The sequence below is a fragment of the Microvirga alba genome (assembly GCF_015694465.1).
GTDB classification, from domain to species: Bacteria; Pseudomonadota; Alphaproteobacteria; order Rhizobiales; family Beijerinckiaceae; genus Microvirga; species Microvirga alba.
Genome location: NZ_JADQDO010000002.1, coordinates 472,998 through 492,030 on the forward strand (window position 1 = coordinate 472,998; position 19,033 = coordinate 492,030).

A 19,033-nucleotide genomic window follows, 5' to 3' on the forward strand; every position below is an offset into this window, starting at 1 on the left:
GTCCTTTCCCCCTCGCGATTTGGCGAATTTTGAGCCATATACGGCCCCATGAGCGCCCTTGCGAACCGCCGTTTCCTCAAAATGAACGGTCTCGGCAACGAGATCACCGTGCTCGATCTGCGCGGCACGCCGTTGCGCGTGAGCGCCGTGGAAGCGCGCGCCATCGCGGCCGATCCGTGCTCGCATTTCGACCAGTTGATGGTGCTGCATGACCCCGTCACGCCGGGGACCGACGCCTCCATGCGGATCTACAACACCGACGGCTCCGAATCCGGCGCCTGCGGCAACGGCACCCGCTGCGTCGCCTGGGCCATGGTGGCCGACCCGGTGATGCGCCGCCCCTCGGCGAAGGGGCTCGTTCTCGAAACCAAGGCCGGGCTTCTGCCCGTCGAGCGCGTCTCCGAGACGGTGTTCACCGTCGATATGGGGTCTCCCGGCCTCGCCTGGACCGACATCCCCTTGCGCGATCCGCAATCCGACACCCGCGCCATCGACATCGATACCCGCATGGCCGATGCGCCGGAGCTGACGAAGCCCTCCGCCGTCAGCATGGGCAACCCGCACATCATTTTCTGGGTCAAGGACGCGACGGCCTACGACCTGCCGCGCATTGGCCGCGTGTTCGAACACGACGCCATGTTCCCGGAAAAGGCCAATATCTCGCTCGCGCAAATCATCAGCCCTGACCACATTCTCCTGCGCGTCTGGGAGCGCGGCGCGGGGCTGACCCGCGCCTGCGGTTCGGCCGCCTGCGCCACGCTTGTCGCGGCATCGCGAAAAGGGCTGACCGGCCGCAAGGCGACGCTCTCGCTTCCCGGCGGCGATCTTCTGATCGAATGGCGGGAAAGTGACGGCCATGTGCTCATGACCGGGCCGACCGAATTCGAGCACGAGGGCGTGTTCTCGCCCGCCCTGTTTGCCGGCGCGGCCTGATGGCGGTCGAGGTCGTCACCTTCGGCTGCCGGCTCAATATCGTCGAGTCGGAGACGATGCAGCGTCACGCCGAGGAGGCGGGGCTTGGCGATGTCATCATCGTCAACACCTGCGCCGTGACGGCGGAAGCGACCCGCCAGGCGCGCCAATCGATCCGCCGCATCGCGCGCGAAAAGCCCGACGCCCGCATCGTCGTCACCGGCTGCGCGGCTCAGGTCGAGCCGGAAACCTTCGCCTCCATGCCGGAAGTGGCGCAGGTCGTTGGCAACCACGAAAAGATGAAGGCCGAGACCTGGTCGGGATTGCGGGATTTCGGCACCGTCGCGTCAGAAAAAATTCTCGTCAACGACATCATGGCGGTGAAGGAAACCGCCATGCACCTGATCGACGGCCTGCGCGGCCACACGCGCGCCTTCGTGCAGGTGCAGAACGGCTGCGATCATCGCTGCACCTTCTGCATCATCCCTTACGGGCGCGGCAATTCGCGCTCGGTGCCCATGGGCGCGGTGGTCGAGCAGGTGCGCACCCTTGTCGAGCACGGCTCGCGCGAGGTGGTGCTGACCGGCGTCGACATCACCAGCTACGGCGCGGATCTGCCCGGTGCGCCGAGACTCGGCGCGCTGGTGAAAAGCCTTTTGCGCCATGTGCCGGAGCTGGAACGCTTACGCATCTCCTCCATCGATTCCGTCGAGGCGGATGACGACCTTCTCGACGCCATCGCCAACGACCATCGCCTGATGCCGCATCTGCATCTCTCATTGCAGGCGGGCGACGACATGATTTTGAAGCGCATGAAGCGCCGCCATTCCCGCGCCGACGCCATCCGCTTCTGTGACACGGTTCGAAAGCTTCGCACCGACATGGTGTTCGGAGCCGACATCATCGCGGGCTTTCCGACGGAAACCGAGGAGATGTTCTCCCGCTCCCTCGCCATCGTCGAGGAATGCGGCCTGACGCATCTGCACGTCTTCCCCTTCTCGCCCCGCCCCGGCACGCCCGCCGCGCGCATGCCGCAAGTGGCCCGCGACGTGGTGAAGGACCGCGCCCGCCGCTTACGCGAACGCGGCGAGATTGCTCTCCTGAAACATCTCGACGCGGAAGTCGGCCAACCCCGCAACGTGCTGACCGAGCGCGGCGGCGTCGGCCGGACGGAAGGCTTTACGCTGGTGCGCTTTTCCTCGCCGGTCGAGCCGGGCGAGATCCGCCCGGTCACGATTGCCGGGCATGACGGGCGGGATCTGGTGGCAGCCTAGCGAAGCCGCCATTCCGGGGCCCGCTTGAGCGGAACCCGCTTTTAACCTCCAGACGATCCCGGATCGGCCACGCCGTCCGGGATGACGCCGAGGGTCACGCCGCAGGCCTGAACCCGCTCGCGCATATGCTCCGGCACCGGCGCTTCCACCGTGATCGGCGCTTTCTTCGGATAGAGCGGCACCGTCACCGCGCGAGCGTGGAGGTGCAGGCCGGGACCGCCGAAGCGCGGGGCCGTGCCGTAGATCGGATCGCCCAGGATCGGGAAGCCGGACGCGGCGCAATGGACGCGAAGCTGATGGGTTCGGCCCGTGATGGGGCGCAGTTCGAGCAGCGTGAGGCGCGACCGATTCCCCTCCCCGTCGCCGGGAGGGGTTAAGGGTGGGGGTGTCGGCGCTCCATTCTGAGAGGTCGCACTCTCACTCCCCTCTCCAGCTCTCCTCCACAAGGGGGGAGAGGGCATCGCAGCGCTTCCAGCGCCCTGCCCGCTAGCGGTGAGGCTTCGCCCCAACACCCGCCACTTGGTCAAGGAAGGCTGCCCCTTCGGATCGACCTTCATCCACCAGCCCCGATCGGGGGATTTCGGGGCGAGCGGCAGATCGATCTCGCCCTCGTCACCGTCCGGCCCGCCCTCGACCACGGCCCAATAGACCTTGTCGATTTCGTTACGCTTGAACATTTCGTTCAGGCGCGCGAGCGCCTTGGCGTGGCGGCCGAGGATCAGGCAGCCGGAAGTGTCCTTGTCGAGCCGGTGCGCGGCTTCCGGCCGCCGGGGCAGGCCGAAGCGCAAGGCATCGAGGTGGTGGGTCAGGGTCTCGCCACCTTTCGGGCCCGGATGCACCGGCAAACCGGCAGGCTTGTTGATCACGAGCATCAGGGCATCGCGATACAGCAACTTCGACACTATCTCTTCCGCATTCATGAGGCCTCGGCTATCGAGGCTCGACGAGCAAAGCAAGAGGCATGACGAGACCCCATGACAGAGACGAAGCCTGACAAGCCCGGATTCCTGTCCCGCCTCTTCGGGCGTCAGGCGGAACCATCGACTGACGCCGCGCCCCTGCCCGAGGTTCCGCTCGCCAATGCGGCCGAGGAGCTTGTCGCCGTCCCGCCGACGGTCGCGTCCGCGTCTCCGGATCTGGCGCCCTACCAAAAGCTCCCCGAGGAGCTGGCAGGCGCGGATCTGCAGCCGGTCGAAAACGCCGCACCCGAAGTCGCGCCTGCCGAGCCGCGCGGCTGGTGGCAGCGTCTCACGCAGGGGATGCGCCGCACCTCCTCCTCCCTGTCGGAGAGCGTCACGAGCCTGTTCACCAAGCGCAAGCTCGACGCGGCGACGCTGGAAGACCTCGAAGACGCCCTGGTCCAGGCCGATCTCGGTGTCCAGACCGCCATGCAGATCACGCAAGCGATCTCGTCGGGTCGCTACAACAAGGAAATCGCGCCCGAGGAGGTGAAGGCCATTCTCGCGAGCGAGGTGGAAAAGACCCTCGCCCCCGTGGCCCTGCCCCTGACACTCGATCGCTCGAAGAAGCCCTTCGTCATCCTGATGGTGGGCGTCAACGGCGCGGGGAAAACCACGACCATCGGCAAGCTCGCGCAAAAATTCCGCGCCCAAGGCTTGAGCGTGATGCTCGCCGCCGGCGACACTTTCCGCGCCGCCGCCATCGAGCAACTGAAAGTCTGGGGTGAGCGCGTCGGCGCGCCGGTGCTCGCCCGCGAGCAGGGCTCCGACGCGGCGGGCCTCGCCTACGATGCCTTGCAGGAGGCGAAAGCGAATGGCTCCGACGTGCTGCTCATCGACACGGCAGGCCGGTTGCAGAACAAGGCCGGGCTCATGTCGGAGCTCGAAAAGATCGTCCGCGTGATCAAGAAATTCGACGCCATCGCGCCCCATGCCACGCTTCTCGTGCTCGACGCCACGGTCGGCCAGAACGCCATGAGCCAGGTGGAGCTGTTTCAGAAAGCCGCAGGCGTCACCGGCCTCGTCATGACCAAGCTCGACGGCACCGCGCGCGGCGGCATTCTCGTGGCGCTCGCCGCGAAATTCGGGCTCCCTGTCCACTTCATCGGTGTTGGCGAGGGCGTTGAAGACCTGGAGCCCTTCGCGGCAAGGGATTTCGCCCGCGCCATTGCCGGGTTAGAAGAGACTGCATGACCGATCAAAAGCGCCTCCCTCCCCTTCTCAAGCTCGCGCTCGAACTCGGGCCGCTGGCCCTGTTCTTCTTCGCCAATGCTTATGCGGACAAGTTCGGCTATGCGGACAACCAACGCATCTATGCGGCGACCGCGCTCTTCATCGTGGCGACGGTCGCAGCGCTCGCCATCAACTACGCGCTGATCCGCAAATTGCCGATCATGCCTATGGTGTCGGGCGTGGTGGTGGTGGTGTTCGGCGGGCTGACGCTTGCCTTGCAGAACGACATCTTCATCAAGCTCAAGCCCACCATCGTGAACACGCTGTTCGGCGTGCTGCTCCTCGGTGGCCTCTATTTCCGCAAGCCCCTGCTCCAGATCGTCCTCGATAGCGTGTTCGAACTCACCGACGAGGGTTGGCGCAAGCTCACGCTTCGCTGGGCCGCGTTCTTCTTCGTGCTCGCCGCGTTGAACGAAATCGTCTGGCGCACCCAGACCACGGATTTCTGGGTCAGCTTCAAGGTTATGGGTATCATGCCGCTGACGATCGTCTTCGCAATCGCGCAAACGCCGCTGTTGATGCGGTATGACGCGAGCAAGAAGGCGGAAGAGGCTTAGAAAACGATCCAAGCGCGATAAGGCGCGGGTCGCCGCTCTGACGGCAGCCGAATTCGTCGTCATCTAAGGCGGCTGATTATCTCGATCTTGGGCCCCGGCAGCGAACCTGCCGGGGCTTTTTTGTTGGGTTGATCGGAGCCCCTGATCCCTGACAACACAATCTTGAGACGGTAAGGGACCTTGCGCAGCGGCCGGCAATGACGGCGGCTCCTTTCGGGCTTTCGGGCGCGCACCTTCGAGGGCAGCCGGAAATCGGCAAAGCCTTCGGTCGCGCCGATCGCGGCCTAGGCGTGGGGCCCCATGATCCCGCTCGAATCCGATAGATCCGCAATCCCACGCAACCTCGCGAATGCACTCCGCGAATACGGCGCCGTTGCCGAGGTCTTAGGGATGTCGACCCACCGGGCACGTTGTCCACCAAGCCCTTCTGACAGCAGCTAGCTTCTTCGTCATTTAAGCAAAACAAACGGGGCGCTCCATCGCTGGAACGCCCCGTTGTGATTATCCGATCCGCCCGCTCCTCGTCACCGAGGAGCGGGCGTTTTGTTGGTCGGGTCTTACGCCGCAAGCTGGCGCAGGACGTACTGGAGAATGCCGCCGTTGCGGAAGTATTCCAGTTCGTCGAGCGTATCGATGCGGCAGATCAGCGGCACCTTCTGCACCTTGCCGTCGGCCGAGGTGATTTCGGCTTCCATACGCTGGCGGGGCTTCAGGTCTCCGGCGAGGCCCTTGATCGTGACCTGCTCGTTGCCTTTCAGGCCGAGGGACTGCCACGAAGTGTCGCCCTCGAACACGAACGGCACCACGCCCATGCCGACGAGGTTCGAGCGGTGGATGCGCTCGAAGCTCTCGGCGATCACGGCGCGCACACCCAGGAGGTTCGTGCCCTTGGCCGCCCAGTCGCGGGACGAGCCGGTGCCGTATTCCTTGCCGGCGAGAACGACCAGCGGCACGCCTTCCTTCTGGTAGCGCATGGCGGCGTCGTAGATCCACATGCGCTCGCCGGACGGTTGGTGGATGGCGTAGCCGCCCTCGACCACGTTGGCGCTTTCGTCCTTCACCATCTGGTTCTTGATGCGGATATTGGCGAAGGTGCCGCGCATCATGACCTGATGGTTGCCGCGACGGGTGCCGTACTGATTGAAGTCGGCGACGCGGACCTGATGGGCCTGCAGGTATTCACCAGCCGGCGAGTTGGCGCGGATGTTGCCCGCGGGCGAGATGTGGTCGGTGGTGATCGAGTCGAGGAAGAGGCCGAGGATGCGCGCGTTCACGATATCCGTGACGGGCTTCGGCTCTTTCGTCATGCCTTCGAAATAGGGCGGGTTCTGCACATAGGTCGAACCCATGTCCCACTCGAAGGTCAGGCCCGGCTTCACCGTGACCTTCTTCCAGTTTTCGTCGCCCGTGAACACGTCCGCGTAGCGGCTCTTGAACAGCTCGTTCGTGACCGTGCGGTCGATGAACTCCTGCACTTCCGCCGAGGACGGCCAGATGTCCTTCAGGTACACCGGCTTGCCGTCCGAACCCGTTCCGAGCGGCTCCTTGGTCAGGTCGACCTGGAGCGAGCCCGCGAGCGCGTAGGCGACGACCAGCGGCGGCGAGGCGAGGTAGTTCGCCCGCACGTCCGGGTTCACGCGGCCTTCGAAGTTCCGGTTGCCCGACAAGACCGAGGCGGCGACGAGATCGTTGTCGTTAATCGCCTTGGAGATGTTCTCCGGCAGCGGACCCGAATTGCCGATGCAGGTGGTGCAGCCGAAACCGACGAGATTGAAGCCGAGCGCGTCGAGATCGTCCTGCAGACCGGCCTTCTTGAAGTACTCTTCAACGATCTGCGATCCGGGCGCGAGCGAAGTCTTCACCCACGGCTTGGTCTTGAGGCCCTTCGCGACCGCATTGCGGGCAAGAAGGCCCGCGCCGATCATCACGCTCGGGTTCGAGGTGTTGGTGCAGGACGTGATCGCCGCGATCACCACGTCGCCGTGGCCGAGATCGAAATTCGCACCTTCAACCTTGACGCGCTTGGCGAGCTCGCCGGCCTTGCGGAACTCCTTCTCCATCGCAGCCTCGAATTCGGGCTTCGAAGTGTCGAGGGTGACGCGATCCTGCGGACGCTTCGGACCAGCCAGCGAAGGCACGACGTCGGCGAGGTTGAGTTCGAGCATGTCGGTGAAGACCGGGTCCGCCATGTCGGCCGTGCGCCACATGCCTTGCGCCTTGGCGTAAGCCTCGACGAGGGCGATGCGGTCATCCGTGCGGCTGGTGGTCTTGAGGTAGTCGATGGTGCGGGTATCTACGGGGAAGAAGCCGCAGGTCGCGCCGTATTCGGGGGCCATGTTGCCGATGGTGGCACGGTCTGCCACCGTCATGTCATTGAGGCCGGGGCCGAAGAACTCGACGAACTTGCCGACCACACCCTTCTTGCGCAGCATCTGCGTGACGGTGAGCACGAGGTCGGTGGCGGTCACGCCCTCACGGAGCTTGCCCGTGAGCTTCATGCCGATGACCTCGGGGATGAGCATGGAGACCGGCTGGCCGAGCATGGCCGCTTCAGCCTCGATGCCGCCGACGCCCCAGCCCAGAACAGCGAGGCCGTTGACCATGGTGGTGTGCGAATCGGTGCCGACGAGGGTGTCCGGATAGGCGACTTCCGTGCCGTCCTTCTCCTTGCGGGTCCAGATGGTCTGCGACAGGAACTCGAGGTTCACCTGATGGCAGATACCGGTGCCGGGGGGCACGACGGAGAAGTTTTCGAACGCCGATTGGCCCCATTTGAGGAAGCGGTAGCGCTCGCCGTTGCGTTGATATTCCAGCTCGACATTATGGCCGAAGGCCTTCGGCGTGCCGAACTCGTCGACGATCACCGAATGGTCGATGACGAGATCGACGGGGACGAGCGGGTTAATCTTCTCCGGATCGCCGCCGAGGTTCTTCATGGCGTCGCGCATGGCGGCGAGATCCACTACCGCAGGCACGCCGGTGAAGTCCTGCATCAGGACGCGGGCGGGGCGATAGGCGATTTCCTTCTCGTCCTTGCCCTTGTTGTCGACCCAGGCGGCCACCGCCTCGATATCGGCCTTGGTGACCGTGCGGCCATCCTCGAAGCGGAGCAGGTTCTCGAGCAGCACCTTCATGGAGAAGGGCAGCTTCGAGGCTCCGGTCAGGCCGTTCTTCTCGGCCTCGACGAGGGAGTAATAGGTGTAGGTCTTGTCGCCGACCTTGAGGGTCTGGCGAGCGTTAAAGCTGTTTGAGAGCGTCACGGCGAATCCTCGCGTGCATTTGGGTTACGAACGGTTTGTTCGGCCGAAAGCGCGATATGCGCGCGCCGCTCCGGGGGCGCCCGGACAGGGGAGAAGCGCGCGAGACGGATTGGACGCCTTGGCGCGCGGCGCAGCCGAGGGTGATATAGATCATTTCCTAGGACCCCGCTACACGGATTAGAACCATTCTGGGGTAGTTTGAAGGCAAGGGATTCACGTTTGCGTCTGGATGTTCAGAATTTGGCTTGCGACCGGGGCGAGCGCCGCATTTTCAATGCGGTCTCGTTCGCGCTCGCGCCCGGCGACGCCCTTGTGGTGACGGGCCGCAACGGGGCCGGAAAGTCGTCGCTTCTGGACATTCTGGCCGGACGGCTCGAGCCCGCCTCTGGCACGGTCCGCCTCTCGAGGTCCGGGGACCGGAGCCTGCCGGAATGCCTGCATTACATCGGCCATCGAGATGCGCTGAAGGCCGCGCTGACGACAGAGGAAAACCTCACCTTCGCTCGCGATTTCCTTGGCGATCCGGCGCTGCCGGCTCACGCCGCGCTGGAAGCCGTTGGGCTTGCGCATGCGGCGGCGTTGCCGGTGGGCTACCTCTCTGCCGGACAGCGCCGGCGAATCGCTCTCGCCCGTTTGCTCGTGGCGCATCGGCCGCTCTGGCTCCTCGACGAGCCGACCTCCGCCCTCGATGCCGCCTCCCAAGACATGCTGTTCGGGCTCATGGAGCGCCACCGCGCGGACGGCGGGATCATCGTCGCCACGACCCACGCGCCACTCGCCTTGAAGGATGCGAAGGAAATTCGAATCGAACGTGCGCCCGTTCCGTCCTCCCTCGCGGGAGAAGGCTCATGATTCGGTCCTTCCGCGCCCTTCTGATCCGCGATCTGAAGCTCGCCGCCCGCGTCGGTGGGTCGGGCATGATGGGGCTCATCTTCTTCCTGACCATCGTCACCCTGATGCCCTTCGCGCTCGGGCCCGACCTCAATCTGCTGTCGCGGATCGGCCCGGCGATCCTGTGGATCGCGGCTTTGCTCGCCACCCTGATCGGCCTCGACCGGCTGTTTCAGGCCGACCAGGAGGATGGCTCGCTCGATTTGCTGCGTCTGGCCCCTGTTCCGATGGAGGTCGTCGTGCTCGCCAAGGTGGCGGCCCATTGGCTCGTAACGGGGCTGCCGCTCGCCATCGCCGCGCCCTTCCTCGGCCTTCTGGTGGCTCTGACGCCCGACGCCATGCTCGCCATGGTCGTGACGTTGCTCGTCGGAACGCCCGCGCTCACCTTCATTGGAGCCATCGGGGCCGCGCTCACCGCGAGCTTGCGGCGGGGCGGATTGATTCTGGCGATCCTCGTCCTGCCCTTCATGATCCCGACCCTGATCTTCGGCGTGTCGGCAGCCAATGCGGCTTTGGGTGGAACAGTGCCGTTTGCGACCCCGTTCCTGATCCTCGTCGCCCTTTCGCTCATCGCCGCCGTCGTCGGCACGGTCGGCGCGGCGGCGGCGCTCAGGTCGGGGGAATCATAACCCCGTCATTCCGGGGCGAGCGATAGCGAGAGCCCGGAGCCCATAGCCACCAGTGGTTCCGGAGAAGACGCATCAAGGATGATCGTTCTGGACGGTCGGCGGTCAAGGGTTCCGGGCTCGCCCAAAGGCGACCGGAATGACAGGGCTCAAGGCCTCAACGCAATCCCAAAAGCCTGCTCGATGGCCGGTTTGCCGTCGCGCATCACGCGATAGACCGCGCGGTACAGGCCGGGGCGAAAGCCGCCCTCCGGCTGTTTGACGCCGGAGAACACGAACCATTGCGCCTTGTCGCCGTCGAGCGGGTCGGCTTTGTTCTGCGCCAGCGCTTTGCCGTCCGGATCGAACAGGCCCAAAATCTGCTCGTCGCCCCGTTTCAGGCCGATCGCGCGCACGAAGGCGACGAGAGCGGGTGCGCGCGTCGTCGGGATGTCCCGTTCGGCTGCGCCTGATTCGATGCCCTCCATCGTCACCGGACCGGGAGCGAAGCCCTTGTTCAGCACATTCGTCGCCTCGTAGGGCAGCGCTCGCCGGGCGGTGTCGTCCCAAAGCGCGGTGCCACCGCCGCAGGATTTTTCCGGCGCATTGTAGGCGAAGGGGTCCACCGCCTTGTTGTCCTTGAGCACGGTGAAATGCAGGTGCGGGAATTCCGTCAGCCCGGAAAGGCCGACCTGCCCAATCTTCTCGCCGGCCTTGACCGCTTGACCCGAGCGCACCGTGAGGCTGCCCTTTGCCATGTGGCAATAGGCCGTGTGCCACCCATTGCCGTGATCGATGACCGCCGCGTTGCCGCAGCCGATCTGCGAGACCTTCTCGCGATCTGTCAGATTGACCGAGATGTCGGGCACGCCCTCGCGGGTGCGCAACACAATGCCGTCCGCCGCCGCCAGGACATCGATGCCGGCCCGCTGCGCAGCCATGCTGGTCAGGCGGATATCGGTGCCGTCATGGGTGTCGTATGTGCGCGCGCCGCAGTGGTAATCCTGCGCCGCGGGCGAGGGATCCCGGTCCACATAATGCTGGACGAAACAGGTGCGCCCGACCTCGCAGGCGATGGGGAGGCGCAGCGAGATGTCTTGCGCCTGTGCCGAAGCGTTGCACGCGAACGCCGCGAGGGTGAACAGGCTTAAGCTCAGGGCGCGCATGACGGTCTCCGCAACATTGATGCGAAGGTTATAGCCTCTCCGGCATGGCCGATTAAAGGCGATCCTCGCAATCGTGGTGGCGCGCGTTGCCTTGGCGCTGTCATCCCCGGGCTTGTCCCTCCCGATCACAAGCTCGCAATTGCGGCAATCCTCTCGTTGCAGGCTGCGCGCTGGGCCGTTACACCGTGCCTATGATCCGCGATCTTGCGAACCCGACCCGTTTCATGAGCCTGTCCCGCGCGCTTTTGCCGTGGGTGTCCGGCTTGGCGGCGCTTCTTCTCGTAGCCGGCCTCTACATGGTCTGGTTCGTCGCTCCCGCCGATTACCAACAGGGCGAGACGGTCAAGATCATGTATATCCACGTGCCCGCGGCGTGGCTGTCCCTGTTTTTCTACTCCCTCATGGCCGTGTCGGCGCTGGGCACCCTGGTCTGGCGGCATCCGCTGGCGGATGTGTCGCAGAAGGCGGCAGCGCCCATCGGCGCCGCGTTCACGCTGATCTGCCTCGTCACCGGTTCGCTCTGGGGCAAGCCCATGTGGGGCACCTATTGGCAATGGGATGCCCGGTTGACCTCCATGCTGGTGATGTTTCTCATTTATGCCGGCATTCTGGCCCTCTGGCGCGCCATCGAGGAGCCGAACCGGGCGGCGCGGGCGGTGTCGATTCTCACCCTCGTCGGCGCGGTCAACGTGCCGATCGTGAAGTTTTCCGTCGATTGGTGGAATACCCTGCACCAGCCGGCTTCCGTGTTTCGCCTCGGCGGGCCGACGATCCATCCCTCCATGCTCGTGCCCTTGCTCGTGATGGCCGTGGCCTTCACCCTCGTCGGGGTGGCGCTGCATCTGTCGGGCATGCGCACTGAAATCCTGCGCCGCCGGGTGCGCACGCTGACGATTCTTGAGGCCGAGCGCCTCGACGCACAGGCCGCCTGATGAGCACCCACACCTTCTTCATCGCCGCCGCCTATGCCGTGACCGCCTTCGTGGTGGGAGGGCTGGCCTTGCGCGCGGTTCTCGACCATCGGACCCAAGCACGCGCGCTCGAAGCGCTCGAAGCGCGGGGCGTGAACCGCAGATCGCGGCCCAAGGCTTCACCTCGCCCCGATGGGGAGAGGTCGGCGCAAAGCGCCGGGTGAGGGGGCGGTTTTGCCGGACAAGTCACCCTCTCAAGCTGCGGATGCTTCCCCTTACCCCGACCCACTCCCCGCCGGCGAGAGGGAGAAGTCGCGCAGCCGCCTTCTCTTCCTGCTGCCGGGGGCGGTCTTCGTTGGCCTCGCCGCGCTCTTCGTCTTTCGCCTCGGCGGCGGCGATCCTTCCCAGGTTCCCTCCGCGCTCATCGGCAAGCCGGTTCCCGCCTTCGCCCTTGCGCCCCTCGAGGGCCTTGTCGCCGGCGGCAAGCCCGTTCCGGGGCTCTCGAACGAGGATTTGAAGGGCAAGGTCACGGTGGTAAATGTCTGGGCGTCCTGGTGCGCGCCCTGCCGTCAGGAACATCCGCTTTTGGTCGAACTGGCGAAGGACCCCTCGATCCGGGTCGTCGGCATCAACCAGAAGGACAACCCCGACAATGCCCGCCGTTTCCTCGGCGCGCTCGGCAATCCCTTTGCCGCCGTCGGCGCCGATTCCAACGGCCGCGTCTCCATCGATTGGGGCGTCTACGGGGTGCCGGAAACCTTCATCGTCGGCCCGGACGGCCTGATCCGACACAAGCATATCGGACCGCTGACGCCCGAAACGCTGCCTGCCTTCAAGGCGCGGTTGAAGGAAATCCCCCCCGCTTGAGACGCACGATCGCGAGATCGAGCGCCGACAGGAACGTCGAGCGGTCCTTGGCCGAGAACGGCTTGGGCCCGCCGGACACGTCGCCCATGGCGCGCAGATCCTCCATGAGATTTCGGGTGGCGAGCGCCATGCCGATGGACGCCTCGGTGAAGGGCCGCCCTGTCGGGCCGATCACGTCCGAGCCCGCCGTCACGCAGCGATGGGCCAGAGGAATATCGGCCGTGATCACGATGGCGCCCCGCCGCGCCCGCTCCGCGATCCAGTCATCCGCCGCGTCGAATGCGGCGCTCACCAGCACCCGCTCGACCAGCGGCGTCTGCGGCACGTTGATGAAGCTGTTGGCGACCACGAACACCTTCAAGGAATGTCTTTCTGCCACGCGGTAGATTTCCGCTTTGACCGGGCAGGCATCCGCATCCACGTAGATTTCGATGGCTTGCTGCGCCGTGGCCATTGTCGATTCATTCCTCTCGTGAGCACTCTTCTGCCGAAATCGCGTGACATGGCCTTTGCCTGATCGATTCGGGGCCTGTCGCCGATCGAGAAGAGGCTCTTAACCCTGCCGCAAAGCGATAAAAAGCCCGTGTTTCTTCGCCGCCGAATTTCCGCCCTCTGGACCTGGTTCCTCAATCTGCGAACCACGCCGTCCCTGAGCGGCACCACCCAACAGCTTATCCGCGAGGCGGATGTGGCTGCCTTGCGGCGCGCGGGGTTGGCACGGGTCGTCGTCGCCGGGATTCTGTTGATCGCCGTTCTGGTCGCAACCGATGGCGTGCCCCAGGACGATCTGCTCGCAACCCACCAGATCCGCTCCGCCCAGATGACGCTGACCCTTCTCGGCGCTGTGGGTCTCGCAGGGGCCTGGCTCGCCTCGCGCCGCCTGGCCGTGACCTGGCTTCCGGGAGTGACCGCGACCCTCGACGCCGTGCTCATTTTCGGCAATCTCGGCTACAGCCACGTCATTCTGGGCATTCCCGGCGGGTTCTTCGCCGTCTCTCCCGGCATCTGGGTGATCCCGATCACCATGGCCGCGGTGGCGATCCACTACAGCCCGCGCCTCCAGGCCTATGTGGCGCTCCTCTATGTCGGGGGGCTCGGAATTCTGACGCTGGGCAGCCGGTATTTGAATCCTTTCGAGGTCAGCCAGAATATCGCGGATTTCTCGGGTCAGTTCGGTTGGCAGGCCAACACAGTCCGCGTTGTGATGGTGTTCGCCGCCGCGCTGATCCTGATCCTCGTCGCGCGCCAGGGACGTCTCATGCTGGAACGCGCGGTGCGGGAGACGACACTGCGCGCCAATCTCACGCGCTATGTCCCGCGCGAACTCGCCCCGATTCTCTCCGAGCAAGCCTTCGCGTCGCTGCGCGCGGGGCGGCGCATTCCGGTCACGCTTCTCTTCGTCGATATCCGCGCCTCCTCGAGCCTTGGCGAGAGCATGGACCCGAGCCGCCTCGCGGTTTTCGTGTCGTCCTTCCGCCGCCGCGTCATCCGCGCGGCCGCGCAACATGGCGGAATCATCGACAAGTTCATCGGCGATGGCGCGCTGATCCTGTTCGGCGTCCCGAATGCGGGCCCGGACGACAGCGCCCGCGCGCTCGCCTGTGGCCGGACCTTGCTGCATCTCATCGCACGCTGGAACGCCAAGCGCGGCTTCAATCCGCCGCTGCGGATCGGCGTCGGCATCCATACCGGCGAGGTGTTCTGCGGCGTCGTGGGTGACGACGACCGGCGCGAGTTCACCGTGCTCGGGGAGAATGTCAACATCGCATCCCGCATCGAGCAAGCGACGAAAACCGCCCAGTGCCAGCTTCTCGCCTCCCATGAAGTCGTCGCCGCAGCGGGCGAGGACGCGCTCTGGACCGAAATCGAACACGACCCGCTGCCGGGCGTTACCCGCAAGGTCGTGCTGATGAAGCCGGTTTAGAGCCGCACCGCGATCTGCCCGGGCAGGCATGGGAGGTGGAAGGTGCTGCACAAGCGCTTCCGTCGTCGGCCAAGGCCGAGGTTTCGGAGCGGGCGTTCGACGACCTGACCGGCCACAATCAGTCCCCGATGCCCGACAGCACCCACCGGCAGGCCGCACGGAAAAGAGGCCTAGACCGAGCTCCGGGGCGCTTCCGCAGCAGCCTGACCACCGGAGTTCCTACGGCCGCCGACGCTCCGGGTCGGCCCTTGCGGCGCGTCCTGAGCGACGGCCCGGAACGGCGACATCCTGGCCGTTCCCGCTCTCCTCGAAGGCTTCCGCCAAAGCCGTTCTGGCTGTCAAGGTTACGACTCAAACGCCATGCGCCGGATGATCGCCATTAATGCTGAGGCGATCATCCGTCCAACAGAGAACCTGCCCCCTACGAGGAAGCAGGATACCGCCGTCGCAATGGCATCGAATGCGAAGGACAACAAGCGAAGATTCCCTCTCACGTCCTGCGTCGCTTGCGGCGTAGCCTGCGCAATAAAAAAAAGCCCCGGCAGTTGTGCTGCCGGGGCCGGGCTTTGAATGTTGGGCGATTTAGATGACGAAGAATTCAGCGGCCGTCATCTTGAGGTTCTTCTTGAGGGTGGCGATTTCGACTGCCTTGCCGGCGCCGTCACCATCCGCATCGTAGTAGAGGACGCCCTTCTTGGCATTGTAGATGATGTAATCATCCTTGTCCTTGGCGGCGTCACCAATCGTGAAGAAGGCCTTGTTCATCTTGACCGGCTTGTCGGGCGTACCCTTCTTGCCGAGCTTCTTGAAGATCGCATTGTCGAGATAGATGCTGTCATCTTTCACGACATAATCGGTGATCTTGTCGAGGTTCTTCTTCTTGTCCAACTTGGTGTCGAACACGAAGACATCCTTGCCCGCGCCGCCGCTCAGGGTGTCGTTGCCGAGACCACCGGACAGCGTATCGTTGCCGAGGCCGCCGCCAAGGTTGTCCTTACCGACGCCGCCGACGATCTTGTCATCCTCGGCGCTGCCGGCCGTGATCTCGGGATTCACGTCCGTCACGCTGATGGTCATGGTCTTCGTGAAGGTCAGACCGCCGCCGTCCTTCGCTTCGACCGTGATCTGATGAGACGTGGCCTGCTCGAAGTCGAGCTTGATGCCCTTCTTCACCTTGAGCGCGTTGCCGACGATCTCGAAACGATCGTCGGCGCTGCTGAGGAGTTTATACGAGAAGGCCGTGTTGCCATCCGGGTCCAGCGCCGAGAGGGAACCGACGCTGGTGCCCGCCGCGCTCAACTCCGCCACGCTGTACTTGCTTAGCGTGATGTCGGTCGGCGCGCGGTTCGGGATCGGCGTCGTCTCGAAGTCGTCGTTCAGGATCTTGCCGTTAGCGGAGATCTTCGTGGGGTTGATCTGAGCCCCGAGCGCATTGGAGAGCGTGACAGTGAACGCCTCGTCCGACTCGATAAGCTTGTCACCCTTGACCTTGACGGTGATGGTGGCGGTCGTTTGGTTGGCCGCGAAATTGACGACGTCGCTCATCTTCTCAACGTCGGCGGCGTCCACGGCTCCGGTGATTGCCCAATTCACGCTCGCCGCCGCCGTCGCGTTCGTCCGCGTCACTGTGAAGGTGAAGTCCGTGAAGCCCGTGTCGCCCTCGTATTTCACGGCATCGGTGGCCGCGATGGAAATGACCGAGGCCGCAGGATCGATGTCGTCGTTGCGGATCGTGCCGTTGGCGGTTGCAACGGCGATGTCTGCATTGGTGGCGTTGCTCAGCCGGACAAGGAACGTTTCGTCAAAACCACCCTCGTATTCCGTGTCGCCGATGACCTTGACCTTGATGACCTGGGACGTTTCGCCGTCGGCAAAGTTCACCGTGCCCGTGAACGTCGCAAAATCCACCCCAGGTGTGGCCGGATGCGTACCGGTTCCTTCCACCGTCCAGGTGACGCTCGAAGCGCCAGTTCCGCTGCTGCGAGTGACCGTAAAGAGGAATTCAGTCGTGCCCGAGTCGCCCTCGAACTTGTCCGCATCCGTCGCCACAATCGACAGGGCCGGCTTATTTCCGCTCACGACATTGACGTTATAGGTCTTGGTCGGGGACACGAGGGTGCCGTCATAGGCAATGACCTTCAGGTCATACGAGCCCACATGCGCGTTGGTGATATTCGTGTTCGTCGTGATCTGGCCCGTCGTGGCGTTGATCGTGAAGATCCCGTCCGTCACCCCCCCGTTCTCGAACTTGTAGAGGTTGTTGCGGAAGCCGCTGGCGGGCCCATCCGGATCCACAGCCGTTGCCAGAACCACCTGCGAGTTGATTGCCGTCGATCCCGCTTGAATCACATGCGGGCTGGAGAACGTCACGTCCGTCGGCGCTTCGTTCACGTCTTTGAGGTTGATCGTGAAGTTCTGGGTTGTCGACATTGCGCCAGCGCCGCCGTCCAGGTCTTTGACCGTGACCGCGACTGCGAATTGATTCGTGGCCTCGAAGTTGAGGTTGGCCCCGTTCTTGACGAAGATCCGGCCGGTCATCGCATCGATGTCGAAGCGGGTATCGTTCATGAAGTAGCGAAGATGGGTCGGTCCGCCGTCGTCGTCCGCCGTAACGGTCCCGACAGTCACATTGAACCCCGAGTTCTCGTCCACCTGCGCGGTCGTTCCGCCGTTCAACTTCACGTTCGTCGGCGCCGTGTTGGCTGCCGCCGCGACGGTGACGTTAAAGGTCTTGGTCGGGGACACGAGGGCGCCGTCATAGGCAATGACCTTCAGGCCATACGAACCCACATGCGCGTTGGTGATATTCGTGTTGGTCGTGATCTGGCCCGTCGCGGCATCAATCGTGAAGATCCCGTCCGTCACCCCGCCGTTCTCAAACTTGTAGCGGTTGTTGCGGAAGCCGCTGGCAGGCCCATCCGGATCCACCGCCGTTGCCAGAACAACCTGCGAGTTGATTGCCGTCGATCCCGCCTGGATCGTCTGAGCGTTGGAGAACGTCACGTCCGTCGGCGCTTCGTTCACGTCTTTGAGGTTGATCGTGAAGTTCTGGGTTACCGAATTTGCGCCAGTGCCGCCATCCAGGTCCTTGACCGTGACCGCGACCGTGAACTGGTTCGCGGCCTCGAAGTTGAGGTTGGCCCCGTTCTTGACGAAGATTCGGCCGGTCGTCGCATCGATGTCGAAGCGGGTATCGTTCATGAAGTAGCGAAGATGGGTCGGTCCGCCGTCGTCGTCCGCCGTAACGGTCCCGACAGTCACATTGAACCCGGAGTTCTCGTCCACCTGCGCGGTCGTTCCGCCGTTCAACTTCACATTCGTCGGCGGCGTGTTGACCGTGTCATTCTTATCGTTGACGAAGACCTTGAAAGTCTTTTCCAGGAACAAGGGCGTAGTCCCGACAGCGCCGCCGCCGTCAGTGACGCGCACTTTAACTTCGTAATACCTGCTTAGGCCGCCATCGTCCGACTTCAGGAGATTTCCCGGGAGGCCGTAATCCTCGAAATCAAGACTGCCCGTCGTCAGAATTTTCTTGCCGGTTCCATCGAGCTTGAACAGATTGCCCGGATTTCCAACGATCGAGTACGAGAAGGTATCGCCGTCACCGCCCGACACGAGTCTGTCCGGATCCGTTGAGAAGAGATCTGCAACGAATATGTTGGCGCCCAAATTTTCGTCCAACGCAAGATTTGTTCCGCCCGCCGCATTCTTGGCAGTGAGACTGTCGGGTGCCTCGTTAACGTCCGAAATCGTAAAGTAGTACGTTCCGTCATGCTTCAAGACGCCGGTTGTCTTGTCCGTGGCCTTGAACCGGATTTCGTGAAGCGTAATGTCTTCGTAGTTGAAGTTGACCTTGCCGCCCGCCGCGACTTTGACAACCCATTTCGTGACCCCACCGATCACGGCCGTATCGATTTTGTAACGGCCATCCGCATCGCCCGGGAGGTCTGGCTGGGAGCCGGTGGGATAGAGGAATTCGAATTTCAGGGTATTCGGATCGACGTCAAAACCATCGATAATCCCGACGATTTGATTGTCCTCCAGATTCTCCGTCAGATTCACCGTCTTGTTCCAAAGTGGGTCCGAAGGGTCAAGATTGGTGAATCCGGTGTAGGCGATGATCGTTAATGCACGTGCCATGGAGAACCCCCGAAAGGCATAGAGTGGTTTGTCGCTCCGCAACGTAACATCGTTATAATCCGTGTGCAACAGCATATCGCATGAACTGACGTTATCGGAGTTCGTCCTATTTCAGGCCGTGACGCTTCGTGAGTTGTCTTTCGAAGGGGCGATTGCCGCGGACCGGTATGGGCCCTCGTTGCGTGGCAGCCAGGGCCAAGCTCCGAGTGAGGTTTTGCGCAGCGCCATTTCAAGCTGGTCCCGCCAGGGTCCTATCTCGCCTTCTTGCAGGGACTGCCACTTCGGGAAGCCGCCAAGCGTGGAGCCTTCCGTGTAACGTCGCAGGTCGTATGCC

The 19,033-nt window shown here is 63.8% G+C and carries 15 protein-coding genes; 10 read left to right on the top strand and 5 right to left on the bottom strand.

Annotation, left to right across the window (positions count from 1 at the left end; all coding sequences use genetic code 11):
• The first annotated feature begins 48 nt into the window (after positions 1 to 48).
• A complete protein-coding gene (dapF, locus tag I2H38_RS06575; RefSeq protein WP_196271019.1) occupies positions 49 to 933 on the top strand; it encodes a diaminopimelate epimerase in 885 nt (294 codons plus the stop codon).
• Complete coding sequence (gene mtaB, locus I2H38_RS06580; RefSeq protein WP_196271020.1) at positions 933 to 2,186, top strand: tRNA (N(6)-L-threonylcarbamoyladenosine(37)-C(2))-methylthiotransferase MtaB; 1,254 nt, start codon at positions 933 to 935, stop codon at positions 2,184 to 2,186. Before dapF ends, mtaB begins: the two co-directional genes overlap by 1 nt.
• Before the next feature lie 41 nt (positions 2,187 to 2,227).
• Here mtaB and I2H38_RS06585 read toward each other — a convergent pair whose 3' ends face one another.
• The gene (locus I2H38_RS06585; RefSeq protein WP_196271021.1) at positions 2,228 to 3,106 is read right to left on the bottom strand and encodes an RluA family pseudouridine synthase; all 879 of its coding nucleotides are present in this window, start codon (positions 3,104 to 3,106) and stop codon (positions 2,228 to 2,230) included.
• 54 nt (positions 3,107 to 3,160) lie between these two features.
• Between I2H38_RS06585 and ftsY the strand changes: the two genes are divergently transcribed.
• The gene (gene ftsY, locus I2H38_RS06590; RefSeq protein ID WP_196271022.1) at positions 3,161 to 4,339 is read left to right on the top strand and encodes a signal recognition particle-docking protein FtsY; all 1,179 of its coding nucleotides are present in this window, start codon (positions 3,161 to 3,163) and stop codon (positions 4,337 to 4,339) included.
• Positions 4,336 to 4,935, top strand: a complete 600-nt coding sequence (locus tag I2H38_RS06595; RefSeq protein ID WP_196271023.1) for a septation protein A — start codon at positions 4,336 to 4,338, stop codon at positions 4,933 to 4,935. Before ftsY ends, I2H38_RS06595 begins: the two co-directional genes overlap by 4 nt.
• A 557-nt stretch (positions 4,936 to 5,492) precedes the next feature.
• On the opposite strand, the gene acnA is transcribed toward I2H38_RS06595, so the two are convergent.
• Positions 5,493 to 8,195: an aconitate hydratase AcnA gene (acnA, locus tag I2H38_RS06600; RefSeq protein WP_196271024.1), complete on the bottom strand. Its 2,703-nt coding sequence runs from the start codon at positions 8,193 to 8,195 to the stop codon at positions 5,493 to 5,495.
• Positions 8,196 to 8,414: 219 nt separating this feature from the next.
• Between acnA and ccmA the strand changes: the two genes are divergently transcribed.
• Both ccmA and ccmB read left to right on the top strand, forming a co-directional pair.
• Positions 8,415 to 9,047, top strand: coding sequence for a heme ABC exporter ATP-binding protein CcmA (gene ccmA / locus I2H38_RS06605; RefSeq protein WP_196271025.1), 633 nt, complete (start codon positions 8,415 to 8,417; stop codon positions 9,045 to 9,047).
• Complete coding sequence (ccmB, locus tag I2H38_RS06610) at positions 9,044 to 9,715, top strand: heme exporter protein CcmB (RefSeq protein ID WP_196271026.1); 672 nt, start codon at positions 9,044 to 9,046, stop codon at positions 9,713 to 9,715. The genes ccmA and ccmB overlap by 4 nt, the downstream gene beginning before the upstream one ends.
• 146 nt (positions 9,716 to 9,861) lie before the next feature.
• Here the strand turns inward: ccmB and I2H38_RS06615 are convergent, their stop codons facing one another.
• Positions 9,862 to 10,857, bottom strand: a complete 996-nt coding sequence (locus I2H38_RS06615) for a M23 family metallopeptidase (protein WP_196271027.1) — start codon at positions 10,855 to 10,857, stop codon at positions 9,862 to 9,864.
• A 191-nt stretch (positions 10,858 to 11,048) separates the two neighbouring features.
• Here I2H38_RS06615 and I2H38_RS06620 point away from each other — a divergent pair, with 191 nt between their 5' ends.
• The 3 genes from I2H38_RS06620 to I2H38_RS06630 all read left to right on the top strand — a co-directional run bounded on the left by I2H38_RS06620 (position 11,049) and on the right by I2H38_RS06630 (position 12,635).
• Entirely contained in the window at positions 11,049 to 11,789 is a 741-nt protein-coding gene (locus I2H38_RS06620) for a heme ABC transporter permease (protein ID WP_196271028.1), read from the top strand.
• The gene (ccmD, locus tag I2H38_RS06625) at positions 11,789 to 11,992 is read left to right on the top strand and encodes a heme exporter protein CcmD (RefSeq protein ID WP_196271029.1); all 204 of its coding nucleotides are present in this window, start codon (positions 11,789 to 11,791) and stop codon (positions 11,990 to 11,992) included. The genes I2H38_RS06620 and ccmD overlap by 1 nt, the downstream gene beginning before the upstream one ends.
• Before the next feature lie 109 nt (positions 11,993 to 12,101).
• Positions 12,102 to 12,635 carry a DsbE family thiol:disulfide interchange protein gene (locus I2H38_RS06630; RefSeq protein ID WP_229426610.1) on the top strand — a complete coding sequence of 178 codons (534 nt, stop codon included), beginning with the start codon at positions 12,102 to 12,104 and terminating at the stop codon, positions 12,633 to 12,635.
• Here I2H38_RS06630 and I2H38_RS06635 read toward each other — a convergent pair.
• Complete coding sequence (locus I2H38_RS06635; RefSeq protein ID WP_196271031.1) at positions 12,601 to 13,089, bottom strand: YaiI/YqxD family protein; 489 nt, start codon at positions 13,087 to 13,089, stop codon at positions 12,601 to 12,603. The two genes, I2H38_RS06630 and I2H38_RS06635, sit on opposite strands and share 35 nt — an antisense overlap.
• A 129-nt stretch (positions 13,090 to 13,218) precedes the next feature.
• On the opposite strand from I2H38_RS06635, the gene I2H38_RS21365 reads away from it, so the two are divergent.
• Positions 13,219 to 14,559: an adenylate/guanylate cyclase domain-containing protein gene (locus tag I2H38_RS21365; protein WP_196271032.1), complete on the top strand. Its 1,341-nt coding sequence runs from the start codon at positions 13,219 to 13,221 to the stop codon at positions 14,557 to 14,559.
• A gap of 582 nt (positions 14,560 to 15,141) precedes the next feature.
• Here the strand turns inward: I2H38_RS21365 and I2H38_RS21370 are convergent.
• Positions 15,142 to 18,699 carry a cadherin domain-containing protein gene (locus tag I2H38_RS21370; RefSeq protein ID WP_196271033.1) on the bottom strand — a complete coding sequence of 1,186 codons (3,558 nt, stop codon included), beginning with the start codon at positions 18,697 to 18,699 and terminating at the stop codon, positions 15,142 to 15,144.
• Between the last annotated feature and the right edge of the window lie 334 nt (positions 18,700 to 19,033).

Bases quoted from the DNA above. Each gene is read 5' to 3' on its own strand.
- dapF (WP_196271019.1), top strand. From the start codon at position 49: ATGAGCGCCCTTGCGAACCGCCGTTTCCTCAAAATGAACGGTCTCGGC.
- mtaB (WP_196271020.1), top strand. From the start codon at position 933: ATGGCGGTCGAGGTCGTCACCTTCGGCTGCCGGCTCAATATCGTCGAG.
- I2H38_RS06585 (WP_196271021.1), bottom strand. From the start codon at position 3,106: ATGAATGCGGAAGAGATAGTGTCGAAGTTGCTGTATCGCGATGCCCTG.
- ftsY (WP_196271022.1), top strand. From the start codon at position 3,161: ATGACAGAGACGAAGCCTGACAAGCCCGGATTCCTGTCCCGCCTCTTC.
- I2H38_RS06595 (WP_196271023.1), top strand. From the start codon at position 4,336: ATGACCGATCAAAAGCGCCTCCCTCCCCTTCTCAAGCTCGCGCTCGAA.
- ccmB (WP_196271026.1), top strand. From the start codon at position 9,044: ATGATTCGGTCCTTCCGCGCCCTTCTGATCCGCGATCTGAAGCTCGCC.
- I2H38_RS06615 (WP_196271027.1), bottom strand. From the start codon at position 10,857: ATGCGCGCCCTGAGCTTAAGCCTGTTCACCCTCGCGGCGTTCGCGTGC.
- I2H38_RS06620 (WP_196271028.1), top strand. From the start codon at position 11,049: ATGATCCGCGATCTTGCGAACCCGACCCGTTTCATGAGCCTGTCCCGC.
- ccmD (WP_196271029.1), top strand. From the start codon at position 11,789: ATGAGCACCCACACCTTCTTCATCGCCGCCGCCTATGCCGTGACCGCC.
- I2H38_RS06635 (WP_196271031.1), bottom strand. From the start codon at position 13,089: ATGGCCACGGCGCAGCAAGCCATCGAAATCTACGTGGATGCGGATGCC.
- I2H38_RS21370 (WP_196271033.1), bottom strand. From the start codon at position 18,699: ATGGCACGTGCATTAACGATCATCGCCTACACCGGATTCACCAATCTT.